Raw genomic sequence first — 11879 nt, 5'->3', positions numbered from 1 at the left:
CTCAGCTCCTGACGGCGGTGTAGCCGGCCTCGTCGACAGCTGTGATCACCGCGGCGTCATCGACGGGCTGCTCAGAGGTGACCGCGAGACGCCCGGTCTGTGCGCTCACCTCGATACCAGTCACGCCGCTGATCTCGGAGACCTCGCTGCGGATCGCGATCTCGCAGTGCCCGCAGCTCATGCCGGTCACCTGGTACTCGGTTGTCGTTGCCATATCTATAACTCCCTCACTCGTGTCTGATTTATCCCAGACTATACCCAGGGGGGGTATGATTCAACTGACGGTCGCTTCGACCTCTTCCTGCGCCTGCCCGGTCGGGCGGACGTGGCGCGGCGGGCGGCACCGAGCTCTCGACGAGGTCGGTGGTCAGCGCCATCGAGGGAGCGACGCCGGGGTAGGTGATCACGAAGCTCGCGATGACCACTGCCAGGCTGGTGCCCGCGTCGAGTTGGGTGAACAGCGAGTACACTCCGCCCAGCGCGGCGGGCGAGAGTAGGAACACTGCCAGTGCCCCGGAGACGGTGCGGTTGGCGAACAGGCGCACAGTCCAGCAGAGGCTTCTTCGCACGGAGCTGGCGGATCACGAACCACAGTCCGATCAGGGCGCCAGCGATCAGCAGGCCGATCCAAGGGCCGATGGGCGCCTGGACGGCGAAGCGCTTGATGCCGTAGATGATCGCCAGCAGCCCGCCGACCAAGAGGATGGCGCTGAACAGGTCGATCCGCGCGGTGGGTCCTTGTTCTCGGGCACGAGCAGGGGCGCGCCGATGGCGACGAGTGCCATGATCGGCACTGCGACCAGGAACGTCGCCTGCCAGCCGAAGACCTCCAGCAGCAACCCAGTCAGCAGCGGGCCGAGGGCGACACCGGTGAAGATGCCGTCCCTCTATTGCCGTCCCTCTATTGCCGCCCGCCTTGCACGCCTCGATCCCAGCTTGCGTGGCGAGGCACGGGAAGAGAGCGTGCCGCGCATTCGTGAGGAAGAGAATGCGAAGAAGCCCCGCACCGCCGTTGCAGGTTTCGACCTCACGTTCTCGCCGTCGAAGTCGGTCAGCGCGATCTGGGGCGTGGCCGACGCGGGTACGCAAGCCCTGATTGCGCAGGCCCATCACGCCGCGATGCGAGACACCATCGCCATGCTGGAAGATCGCGTCGCTGTAACCCACGTCGGTGCGGGAGGTATCGCGCAGATGCCGATCGAGGGCGTGATCGCCACCACGTGCGACCACTACGACAGCAGAGCGGCAGACCCGCAACTACATACGCACGTCGTGGTCTCGAACAAGGTGCAACATGAGCCCCAGAACATCAACCTTCCCAGCCACACCACGAACTACCCAGCCACACCACGAACTACACTGACCAAAGATGGCACGAGTCAGGCCCGACATCACGGATCCGGCTCGGCAACGTGGCGCTCGAGCGCCGCACAATCCGGCTCGAGGTGCTGGCCGACAGATTCAAGGCCAAGCGCGTCGAGTAGGCAGAACACGGTCAGATCAGGGGGCACGAAGGTAGCGTGGTGCACGTTGAGGTCTTCCGGATGGGCGGTGTAGGAACTTCCATCATCTGAAGGCCTCGACCTTCATCCAGGCAGCGACGCGCTCAGCGACCTACACCCTCATTTACGATGAGCCGATTTTTCAGCACCCCGTCTCGCTCGCGTACCAGTGGCCCACACACGCTATGGCTGAGGTCGGCACCGCTGCAGGTTTCAAAATTGTGACACAGTACGCGGATCCGCGACGACCTCACGCCATCATGCTTGCGCGGAAGCCCGTGACTTGATCTGCATCAAGGCCAAGACCCGCGCCCGCCCATATCCTGAAAACACGATGGATCAGGAAAATATCCCGGTCACACCCACATGTAGGGCAACGAGGAAGGGCTCCCGATGAGCAACACGACTGATACCACCCACACTCTCCTGCGTGCTGAGGGATTCTCTTGCCCCTCGTGTGTCAGCAAGATCGAGAAACAGGTCGGACGCCTCGACGGTGTCGAGGGTGTGAAAGTCCATTTTGCGTCCGGACGTGTCGAGGTTGACCACGACGAAACCACGACGTCGGTCGATGACCTGATTGCCGCCGTCAACAAGGCCGGATATAAATCCAAGGCCTCCGCATTCTGACACTCACCTTCTGATTTGAAAGACGGCGGCATCGTGACAGCTTTCCGAACATGGAGACGAGGCAACTGGTTCATTCCAGTTGTTTCTGGCATCCTGATCCTTGCTTCATTCGGCGTCGAACAACTAGCCAGTGGGGCGTGGAATATCACCGTCGGCCCGCAATGGTGGATCGACGCAGGCGAACACGCCCACGGAACAGGGCATGTCTTCACGCTCGCCAATGCGTTCATGCTCGCGGCGGCGATCGTCGCCGGCTACGGCATCGTGGTGAAAGCGTTCCGCGCCCTGATGGTGAAGTTCATCAGCATCGATCTGCTCGTATCGATCGCGGCCATTGGTGCGACCATCATCGGGAACTTCTGGGAGGCGGCCGCGGTCACCTTCTTGTTCGCTATTGGTCGCGCACTCGAAGCAGGCACGATGAACAAGACACGTGCGGCACTCGCCACCCTTGTGGCGGTAGCACCCGACACCGCGGTTGTGCTTCGCGACGGTGGCCAGGTCGAGATCCCCGCAAGTCACGTGCGCATGGGCGAGATCGTGCTGGTCAAAAACGGCGCGAAAGTCCCCGTCGATGGGCAGGTGGTATCGGGCGCCGGCGCAATCGACGAGGCCTCGATCACCGGCGAATCCATCCCGGTAGAGAAAACCAAATCAGATCATGTGTTTGCCGGCACGATCTCGCGAAGCGGATTCCTTCAGGTGTTGGCAACAGGGATCGGCGCAGACACGACTCTCGCGCGCATCATCCACCGAGTCGAAGAGGCGCAGGACGCGAAGGCCAAAACCCAGGCATTCATCGACCGCTTCTCGAAGTGGTACACGCCAGCGGTGATGGTGCTTGCTTTGGTTGCCGGTCTCATTTCTGGTGACGTCGTGCTTGCGCTGACCCTGCTGGTCATCGGTTGCCCCGGTGCGTTGGTGATTTCGATTCCGGTGGCGATCGTCTCTGGAATCGGCCGCTCCGCCCGCAATGGCATCCTCATCAAGGGTGGCGAGTACCTGGAGACGTCATCGAAGATCTCGGCCGTCGCGGTCGATAAGACCGGCACCCTCACCGAGGGCAGGCCGGAATTGACGGATATCGTCGTGCTCGATCCGGCTCGGAAGCGGAGCGATGTGCTGCGCTGGGCTGCCGCTGCAGAAGCTGGATCCGAGCACCCGCTGGCCCGCCCGATCCTTGACACCGCACGAGATGAAGGCGTTGCCCCCGACGGGATCCCAGGCACCGTCACCCCGGTGATCGGCAAGGGGATTGTGGTCGACGTCGATGGCAAACGGGTGCTCATCGGAAACGCGCCGCTACTCACGCAATACGGCATCACGGACGACGCGGGTTCAGCGGTGGTCGCTGATGAGTTGGCCGCTGCCGGCAAGACCCCGATGATCGTCGCCGTGGGCGACGCAGTGATCGGTGTGATCGGTGTTGCCGATACCGTCCGGGAGGATGCGCCCGAAATGATCCGACGCTTGCACGCGGCCGGGGTAAAGAAGGTCGTGATGCTCACCGGCGACACTCGGCTTGTGGCAGAGGCCATTGGGCGGGCCGTTGGGATTGATGAGATTCATGCGTCGCTGCTACCCGAGGATAAACTGGACGCCGTCGCCCAGATGCAACGCGAGGGCCACACCGTCGCGATGGTCGGTGACGGAGTGAATGATGCTCCTGCGCTGGCAACAGCAGACATCGGGGTAGCAATGGGGGCTGCCGGGTCTGCCGTCGCGGTCGAAACCGCAGACATCGCCCTGATGGGAGACAACCTCCTGAAACTGCCCGAGGCGATCCGACTCGCTAAACGCACGGTGAGTGTGATGCGACAGAACATCATCATCGCACTGACCACCGTGGTCCTCCTCCTGGTCGGCGTTTTCGCCGGAGGCGTAACCATGGCAATCGGGATGCTCGTACACGAAGGGTCAGTACTTGTGGTGATTCTCAATGCGATGCGACTGCTGCGCAACACACAAGGTGCCACAACCATGCCGAAATCCGAACGCACACCCAGCCGCACGGCTGAACCGGCAGTTGCCGAGCGCTAACAGAACAAACTCTCAGAAAGAAAATGAGGACAACATGACCGACAAACACACCAATATCGGTAGGAACGTCGAGCACTTCATCATCGCGGACATTGCGAAGGAGAACGTGAGCTTCCGAAAGGTGCTCTGGACCGGAGAGCACTCCCAGCTCGTGGCAATGACGGTTCCGGTGGGAGGAGAAATCGGTGACGAGGTGCACGAGACCACCGACCAGCTGCTGAGCTTCGTTTCCGGTACTGGTGAAGCCGATCTCGACGGTCACACCCACGCGGTCGATGCCGGCGATCTGTGTGCCGTTCCCGCAGGCACACGCCATAACTTCCGCAACACCGGTGACGAACCGTTGGTGCTCTACACGGTGTATTCACCACCCGAGCACGCGGTCGATGCAGAGTACACCACCAAGGAACTGGCAGACGCCGCCGAGGCCGCAGGTGAAGATACCCCTCCGCACGCGAACTGAGCGAACGACATCCGAATGAGGAACATGGGAGGGCCGCACGAACCTGAGGCCACTCCAACATATGCGCCCGAACGCGTAGCATTCAGATTACTCGCGTAACTCATACGGCTCACGGAATATCGCGCGTTGCCATACTAGTGAGAGAGGAGGCCTATGTTTACGCCGCTGCCAGCCGTGGACACAGCTCGCTCCGAAGAACTCTGCGTGGCACGGGTTCCGCTCTTTCGCGGGCTCACGCACGAACATCAGCTCGAGGTCGCCCGGGTGGCACGCCCGACACTGCTCGATCGCACTGAACGAGTGTACTCGGGAGGCTCGAACATTTCGCAACTGATGGTGGTGCACACTGGCCGAGTCAAGATCTCGCGAACGAGCCCCGACGGGCATGAGCAGATCATTCGGGTGCTCGGCGCCGGGGATTTCATCGGAGAGTCAGCGTTTCTCAGCGGTGTCCGCCCTGATCATGAAGCGACCGCACTCGAACCAGCACAATTGTGTGTCTTCCATCATGCTGATCTCGGTCGCCTCGTGGAGAAGCACCCGAGTATCGGGTTGCGAATGCTGGAGAGTGTCAGCCGGCGTCTGAGAGAAACCGAAGCGCGATTGGCCTCTGTCATTTCGGGAGATGTCACCTCCAGACTCGCAAGCTATCTGCTGACTTTGCCCACGCGGCATGGATCAGGGATCTACCCGGAGGTCTTGCTGCCATTGGCGAAGAAGGATATTGCCTCATTGCTGGACACCACCCCGGAATCGTTGAGTCGACAGCTGCGCCATCTCAGCGACTCCGGCGTAATCACACAAGCACCCCGAGGCAAGATCACGATCACCGACATCGACGCACTGAGCACGCTCTCAACAAACTCGTGAAGAAGAAGGACTCGTAGGGTGATGGCAGCTCCTCAGTCTGAACGCGGCACGAAGCGGCGACCCATGCATGAGGTGCTGCCGTTTCTTCGTAGCAGGCCGCTCATGATCTTCGTCGTGATCGGCCTAGCTGCCGGTGTAACTCTGTGGTCTCTCGGGCAGACCCTGCCCCTCGCCATGGTCGCATACATCGTCATCGGAGTCGTGATCTTCGTCACTGCCGTTGGTATGGTGCGCGATCTGATGAGCGGGCACTGGGGACTCGACATTCTCGCAGTGATCGCGATGATCGCGACCCTTGCGGTTGGTGAGTATGTGGCGGGTCTCATCATCGCGCTGATGCTGACCGGCGGCGAAGCGCTCGAAACACTCGCCGCGCGCCGGGCGAGCCGCGAACTCGACACCTTGCTGAACCGGGCACCGGTCTACGCGCAGCGTGTGGACCCGCATACCGATGAGGTGGATCGTATCCCGATCGCAGATGTGGTGATCGGGGATGAACTCCTGGTGCGATCCACCGAAGTGCTGCCCGTAGACGGCACCCTCATCTCGGCGCGAGCAGTCATCGACGAATCCTCGGTCACCGGCGAACCGCTCCCCGTCACATACCAGGCCGGTGACGCGCTGCTCTCGGGCACGATAAACAACACCGAAACGTTCACAATGCGCGCGGACAAAGCCGCACACGACTCGCACTACGCGTCGATCGTGCGCCTCGTTGAGGGAGCGGTGGAATCTCGGGCGCCAATGGTGCGCCTTGCCGATCGCTATGCCGTGCCTTTCACGATCGTGTCGCTGCTCATCGCGGGTCTCGCCTGGTACCTCAGTGGGGATCCGGTGCGATTTGCGGAGGTGCTCGTCGTAGCCACCCCGTGCCCGTTGTTGATCGCCGCACCAGTGGCCTTCATGGGCGGCATGAGTTCCGCGGCAAAGTTGAACGTGATCATTAAAGACGGTGGCGCGTTAGAGGTACTTGCCCGTGTGCGTACGGCTGCGTTCGATAAGACCGGAACCCTTACGCAGGGCAGACCAGATGTGGTCGAGATCCGCCCAATCACCCGCTCTACAGATGAGATACTCCGGCTCGCCGCTGCTGCGGAACAGTATTCGGTGCATGTGTTCGCTGGGCCGATTGTCGCCCACGCTGTGGAGAAGCAGCTGCAGTTGCCCCAGGTAACGGCGGCTGAGGAGTTCGCTACGAACGGAGTGCAGGCGACACTCGCCGACGACAGCGTGGTGCCGGTCGGAAAACCGGCATTCATCGAAGAAGTCGCCGGTGCGTTCGCGCGTACCCCGCTCGCGGCTGGGGAAACGGCCGTGTACGTGTCGGTTGACAGTGATTTTGCCGGTGTCATCGTGGTCTCCGACCCGCTGCGCTCCCACGCTTCCGAGACGATCGCCCGCCTCCGCGAAACCGGCGTGGAGCAGATCGTGATGGTGACCGGCGACGTCGCGCCGACTGCGGAATCAATCGCCGCCGATGCGGGCATCACCACGGTGCACGCCGAAACAACACCTCAGAGCAAGGTGGACATCGTGGTGGCATTGCGGCCTCGGCCCGTGATGATGGTGGGCGATGGCATCAATGACGCTCCGGTGCTCGCTGCTGCCGATGTCGGGGTCGCGATCGCAGGCCGCGGGGCAACCGCGGCAAGCGAGTCAGCATCCGCCGTGATCACCTCCGACGACGTGTCGCGCGTGGCCGATGTGGTGCAGGTATCGCACATGACGGTGAAGATCGCATTGCAGTCGATCTGGATGGGCATCATCATCTCGGTCGGGCTCATGCTTGTGGCAGCGTTCGGGTACCTTCCGGCGGTAGCGGGCGCGTTGTTGCAGGAGATCGTGGATCTTGTCGCGATCCTCTCCGCACTGCGTGCCCTGCGCGCATACCGAAGTGTGACTCGTTTCCGTGAGGCCGGACAGCCGCTACGTCACCGTGCAGATTTCACGCCACGCGTGTAGCGCTGATTGCGGAGCAGGTGCTCGCGCGTTGGGAAGATGAGGTGCATTGCCGTGACGTTGTTCATCAGTTGGATGCCGTCTCCAAGCGTTCGCCTTTGCAGGATTCCTGATGACCTCAAGCGCACTTCGCGAATGCTTGAATGACCCGGAGTCTGACCTGAGTCGTGCCGATTTTGGTGCGCCAGCAAGGCACTAAGCCGCAACACGAGCCCCAGAAAATCAACAATCCCAACCACACCACGAACCAGACTAACCAAAGATGGCGCGAGTCAGGTCAGATGTCTTTCGTGTGCAGCCAGATCGTGCCGCGGTGCTTGTTAAAGCGCTCAGCGATAAGGCGGACGCTCTCGCCGCTGGCCCTCGCCGTTCTAATAGCGTCCACTTCCTCTGGCGTGGGAGGCGTTCTAGGCGGTCTGCTCGGCTCTGTCACGATATCGAAGCGCTCTCCTGCCGCGTGGCTTCGCCATCGTAGACGCCCCGCCGTGCCTGCTCCCACACCGCTTCTAGGCGATCGAACCGATGCTGTACGTTCGGTTTTAGTCCATTGAGGGGCACCCCGCTCTGACCGCGAAAAGCCCTCGGTTTCCGACTGTTCGGAGACCGAGGGCTTCGCTGTTACCTCGGCGGGGCCGCGGTGATGTTCAAGGTTGGCTTGCGGTGGTGCACTGACAGGTAGCGCAATCCTTCTGGGCCGGCCTGGAAGCGGCGCTGAGATCGTCGCGGCAACCAGACAATATCGCCCCGCACCAACTGAACGTCGCCGCCTTCGGTACTCAGGGTTCCGCTCCCCGCGACCACGTGGATCAGCACATCTAGTTCCGGACCATTGTGGGTGTCGATGCGGTCCCCTGCGCCGAGCGCGATGACGTTGGCATCCATGTCCCGTGCGGCAGGAGTGAGCTGCCAGATCGACCCACCAGAGGTGACGTCGTCATCATGGTCGGCTGTCTCAGTGGAACCCATCCACCGTGGCAGTGCAGTACTCGTCAGCTTGGTGATCCGCACCCGCCACACCCCAGCGTTCTCCCCCAGCGATTCCCACACGAAAGACCCGGGCAACTCGCGGTCAAAATCTTGGTGCAGCCGCTCAGGTTCGTGGTCGGCGAGTAAGAGCAGAGCGTCACCGACGTTTAAGTGGTCGAATCGCACGAAAATCTGCCGATGTCTCCGGGGTCGCGGAATGTCGCGGAGATCGATCTCGACTTCAGTCATCACCTATCACCCTTTCAGCCGGAGCCACCTCTTCGGCGGTGCTCTCATGCTACGTCGGTCATATCGGTTCGACGTATGCTGGGCTCATCGAGAGCGAGACCTGATTCTGTAGAGAGGACGAAGCTATGACAGACGCCGAAGCACACGGTGCACCGGAAATTTCGCCGGTCGGCCTGAAGCAGATCCAGGAGTCGTTGCTGGCCGCGGCCCGCTCGTCGCGTGCCCAGCGGGCGGCCAAGTCCGTCTACGGTTCGCGAGACACGAAGATGGGCCAAACCGTACTCGCACTGCTGGCCGGAGCAGAACTGGCTGAGCATGACAGTCCGCCCGAAGCCGTGTTGCAGGTGCTGACCGGACGCATTCGCCTCCATGGCAAGGACCGCTCGTGGGAACTGACCGCGGGCCAGCTTCTGCCGATTCCGCCGGAGCGTCATTCCGTGACCGCATTGGAGAACAGCGTTTTTCTGCTCACCGTCATCCGCGGCGCCTAGCGTCCGGGAATAATCCCGGAGCGACCTCCTGACACCGCGAACCGGCGAGGGGGACGCACTAACGGTCCGTGTCGGCCCGCAGGTGGTGTGTCAGAAATCCCAAGGCCGCACGGTGCGCGCGGTTGAAATCTGCCTGCTCACTGCCCTCCGCCATACCGGTGGCATAACCGGCGAGAAAGCCTCCGAGAAGGATGTCTAAATCTTCCCCCTGAGCCCGCGATTGAACGGCTGTGAGGAAATTCCGCAGACGTTCGTCGTCAAGCTGCGGATCCCCCAACTCCATAGCAGAGGCGACGTCGGTGAACCACAACGGTAGAGAAGTCATTGCCCTAGTGTACGGCGGACCCGCCGCCCGATATTCTGACCGGCCGTCACAGCGTACACAGACAACGAGAGACCCTCTCCGAGGGGAGAGGGTCTCTCGTTGCAGTCTTTACCCGGCCATCATTCCGGGGTATTGGCTGTGGTCCGATCAGCCAACGTAGGTGTAGTAGCCCATCAGGGGGTTGCGGCTCACGGAGTGCAGGAAGGTGCCCACGGAGGGGTTCTGCGCGCCGATCATCTGGCCGTTGCCCACGTAGATGCCTACGTGGCTGCCGCCATTCTGGTAGACCAGGTCGCCGGGCTTCGGGTTCGAGGTACGCACGAACTGGCCGGAGTTGCGGATCGCGGAAGTCTGCGAAGGAATGGTGATGCCGGCCTGGGCATAGGCCCACGCGGTGAAGCCGGAGCAGTCCCAGCCGCCGGGGCCCTTGCCGCCAAAAACGTAAGGCTGACCGATACCCGAGTAAGCGGCCGACACCACGGCGCCCATGCTGCCGGAGGCCGAGGAGGCCGGAGCTTCCTGCTCGACGGTCTCTTCGGCTTCATGAGCGGAAGTCTGAACGCTTTCCTGCGACTGCTGAGTCGAAGAAGCGGAAGAATCGGTGGCGGTGGTGGACTGCTGACCCACGTTTGCGTTAGTGACCGGGGTCAGGTCCTCTTCCGGCTCCGGTTCGGGAGCGGGGGTGGAGGACACGGAGGCACGCTCGATGGTGACTTCAGCGTCGGCCTCTGCCACGGTGAGGGTGGTTGCCTTGGAGGCGCGCTCCAGGTCAACGTTGGCGGCTGGCAGAACGCTGGTGTCGCGTGCGGTCGGAACCGGCGAAGCGTTGACTGCAGGGGCGCCCAGGGTCAGCACCATGGTCGAAGCAGCAGCCACGACAGCGGTTTGGCGACCGAAGTTGCCGGCGTTGATGGTCACTGCCTTGGACATTGCGTCCAGGGTGAAGTTTGACGCAGGGGTCGCGCGGTGGCGGGCGACGGAAGCGCGCTTCGACACGATAGAAACCTCTCTCAGGTGCTTTCAGGACATAGGCCTGCCCCCGCCATGATGGTGTTTGACGACTGCTTTTTCATCGTGAGCCGCGGGGGTTCAGCAAGCTCTTGATGTGTGACCCGGAGATCTCTCCTGCCTGGGCACCGCTTCAGCGTATATCAAACCGATACCGAATGTCACGCTGAGATAACGGCATGGTGGAAAAATGTCACGACGGATCCTCAACTTCCGCGGAATTTCGCCAATTTTCGGCAGTGATCTTCTGTGATCTTTGCTGTGATTTTCGTGTCCTACGGCGTGTTGCCGTGATCCATATTCCTCTTTAACGGCACCGGCGCCGCGTTGTGCGGCGCCGGTGCTGGGAGGTTCCGGAGAAGCGATTCTGGTGATTTCTCCTGAGTTGAGATCAGGAACGGACCACCCGAATGTGGTGTGCGGTCTCTTCGGAGATCTCCAGACCTTCATCGGAGAAGTCTTCGCGAGAATCATCCAGCGCCACGGCAGGGCCCGGCTCGATGGTGCGCACCGCAACGTAACCGTCGGAGGGGCTTGCTTTAATGACCGCGCCGGGGCGGATGCCTGCTGCAGCCAGCTGGGCCAGCAGCTCGGGATCAGTCTGGATGGCTTCGGTGAGCAACAGAATGCGGAACGTGCCCGGAGTCGTCAGGGCCACAGTCAGGTGCTCCCCCTCATACCGAGTGGGGCCTTCTGCCGTGTCCGGGCCGCCGATTTCACCCAGACCCGGAATTGGGTTGCCGAAGGGCGAGTACACCGGCTGGTTCAGCAGATCGACGAGACGACGCTCGACTTGATCGCTCATCACGTGCTCCCAGCGGCAGGCCTCTTCATGCACGTAGGGCCAGTCCAGACCAATGACGTCGGAGAGCAGACGCTCGGCAAGACGGTGTTTGCGCATCACCTTGGACGCGGTGTCCAGCCCGGTGTCGGTCAGCTCAAGATGTCGATCGCCAGCCACCTTCACCAGTCCGTCACGCTCCATGCGCGCAATCGTCTGAGACACGGTGGGACCGGAATGATCCAGGCGCTCCGCGATCCGCGCCCGCAATGGAGTAATCCCTTCCTCCTGCAGCTCGTAGATCGTACGCAGATACATTTCGGTCGTGTCGATCAAGTCGGTCATGCTCGCCTACGCTCCTCGTCACCATGGGGAGCCGCGTGAATCGCGGCTCCCAGAACGACCGCCGTCCGACCAGCAGGGGTCGGCCAGCGGCCCATCAAGTATCGTGCATATCCTACCCACCTGGGTCAACAATGTTCATGGGTCAATCCCCCGGGTTCGCGTTCAGCGACATAAAACCGGGCATGTCATGACCGTACGCGCGCTTTCTCTCGTGACCAGAGACAATAGGAACGGCGCGGAGCCGACCCTG

At 61.8% G+C, this 11879-nt stretch carries 12 protein-coding genes; 7 read left to right on the top strand and 5 right to left on the bottom strand.

The window, feature by feature from the left end; all coding sequences use genetic code 11:
• Position 1: 1 nt before the first annotated feature.
• Positions 2 to 214: a heavy-metal-associated domain-containing protein gene (locus P8192_RS03985; RefSeq protein ID WP_270106027.1), complete on the bottom strand. Its 213-nt coding sequence runs from the start codon at positions 212 to 214 to the stop codon at positions 2 to 4.
• Positions 215 to 399: 185 nt separating this feature from the next.
• Here P8192_RS03985 and mobF point away from each other — a divergent pair, with 185 nt between their 5' ends.
• The 6 genes from mobF to P8192_RS03950 all read left to right on the top strand — a co-directional run bounded on the left by mobF (position 400) and on the right by P8192_RS03950 (position 7467).
• Positions 400 to 1557 (top strand): MobF family relaxase, encoded by a 1158-nt coding sequence (gene mobF, locus P8192_RS14495; RefSeq protein WP_431521137.1) that lies wholly within the window; start codon positions 400 to 402, stop codon positions 1555 to 1557.
• 338 nt (positions 1558 to 1895) lie between these two features.
• Positions 1896 to 2132 (top strand): heavy-metal-associated domain-containing protein, encoded by a 237-nt coding sequence (locus P8192_RS03970; protein WP_278158669.1) that lies wholly within the window; start codon positions 1896 to 1898, stop codon positions 2130 to 2132.
• A 33-nt stretch (positions 2133 to 2165) separates the two neighbouring features.
• Positions 2166 to 4172 carry a heavy metal translocating P-type ATPase gene (locus P8192_RS03965; protein WP_278158667.1) on the top strand — a complete coding sequence of 669 codons (2007 nt, stop codon included), beginning with the start codon at positions 2166 to 2168 and terminating at the stop codon, positions 4170 to 4172.
• 34 nt (positions 4173 to 4206) lie between these two features.
• On the top strand, positions 4207 to 4635 hold the full coding sequence (locus P8192_RS03960) for a cupin domain-containing protein (RefSeq protein ID WP_270106031.1): 429 nt from the start codon (positions 4207 to 4209) through the stop codon (positions 4633 to 4635).
• 153 nt (positions 4636 to 4788) lie between these two features.
• Entirely contained in the window at positions 4789 to 5505 is a 717-nt protein-coding gene (locus P8192_RS03955; RefSeq protein ID WP_278158665.1) for a Crp/Fnr family transcriptional regulator, read from the top strand.
• Positions 5506 to 5607: 102 nt separating this feature from the next.
• A complete protein-coding gene (locus tag P8192_RS03950; protein WP_278158663.1) occupies positions 5608 to 7467 on the top strand; it encodes a heavy metal translocating P-type ATPase in 1860 nt (619 codons plus the stop codon).
• Positions 7468 to 8082: 615 nt separating this feature from the next.
• Here P8192_RS03950 and P8192_RS03945 read toward each other — a convergent pair.
• Positions 8083 to 8679, bottom strand: coding sequence for a DUF2249 domain-containing protein (locus tag P8192_RS03945; RefSeq protein ID WP_278158661.1), 597 nt, complete (start codon positions 8677 to 8679; stop codon positions 8083 to 8085).
• A 125-nt stretch (positions 8680 to 8804) separates the two neighbouring features.
• On the opposite strand from P8192_RS03945, the gene P8192_RS03940 reads away from it, so the two are divergent.
• Entirely contained in the window at positions 8805 to 9170 is a 366-nt protein-coding gene (locus tag P8192_RS03940; RefSeq protein ID WP_278158659.1) for a LuxR family transcriptional regulator, read from the top strand.
• Positions 9171 to 9228: 58 nt separating this feature from the next.
• Here the strand turns inward: P8192_RS03940 and P8192_RS03935 are convergent, their stop codons facing one another.
• From P8192_RS03935 to P8192_RS03925, 3 genes are all read right to left on the bottom strand, one after another.
• Entirely contained in the window at positions 9229 to 9495 is a 267-nt protein-coding gene (locus tag P8192_RS03935; protein ID WP_270106037.1) for a hypothetical protein, read from the bottom strand.
• 147 nt (positions 9496 to 9642) lie between these two features.
• Entirely contained in the window at positions 9643 to 10491 is an 849-nt protein-coding gene (locus tag P8192_RS03930) for a C40 family peptidase (RefSeq protein ID WP_347403425.1), read from the bottom strand.
• Positions 10492 to 10894: 403 nt separating this feature from the next.
• Positions 10895 to 11629 carry a metal-dependent transcriptional regulator gene (locus P8192_RS03925; RefSeq protein ID WP_270106038.1) on the bottom strand — a complete coding sequence of 245 codons (735 nt, stop codon included), beginning with the start codon at positions 11627 to 11629 and terminating at the stop codon, positions 10895 to 10897.
• Between the last annotated feature and the right edge of the window lie 250 nt (positions 11630 to 11879).

The sequence above is a fragment of the Citricoccus muralis genome (assembly GCF_029637705.1).
Taxonomy (GTDB): Bacteria; Actinomycetota; Actinomycetes; order Actinomycetales; family Micrococcaceae; genus CmP2.
Note: the sequence above shows the minus strand (reverse complement) of the source record. Positions and strands in the feature narration are given on the sequence as shown.

What these genes read in the sequence shown, in the direction of transcription:
- P8192_RS03985 (WP_270106027.1), bottom strand. Translation starts at nt 214, where the DNA reads ATGGCAACGACAACCGAGTACCAGGTGACCGGCATGAGCTGCGGGCAC.
- P8192_RS03970 (WP_278158669.1), top strand. Translation starts at nt 1,896, where the DNA reads ATGAGCAACACGACTGATACCACCCACACTCTCCTGCGTGCTGAGGGA.
- P8192_RS03960 (WP_270106031.1), top strand. Translation starts at nt 4,207, where the DNA reads ATGACCGACAAACACACCAATATCGGTAGGAACGTCGAGCACTTCATC.
- P8192_RS03955 (WP_278158665.1), top strand. Translation starts at nt 4,789, where the DNA reads ATGTTTACGCCGCTGCCAGCCGTGGACACAGCTCGCTCCGAAGAACTC.
- P8192_RS03950 (WP_278158663.1), top strand. Translation starts at nt 5,608, where the DNA reads ATGATCTTCGTCGTGATCGGCCTAGCTGCCGGTGTAACTCTGTGGTCT.
- P8192_RS03945 (WP_278158661.1), bottom strand. Translation starts at nt 8,679, where the DNA reads ATGACTGAAGTCGAGATCGATCTCCGCGACATTCCGCGACCCCGGAGA.
- P8192_RS03940 (WP_278158659.1), top strand. Translation starts at nt 8,805, where the DNA reads ATGACAGACGCCGAAGCACACGGTGCACCGGAAATTTCGCCGGTCGGC.
- P8192_RS03935 (WP_270106037.1), bottom strand. Translation starts at nt 9,495, where the DNA reads ATGACTTCTCTACCGTTGTGGTTCACCGACGTCGCCTCTGCTATGGAG.
- P8192_RS03925 (WP_270106038.1), bottom strand. Translation starts at nt 11,629, where the DNA reads ATGACCGACTTGATCGACACGACCGAAATGTATCTGCGTACGATCTAC.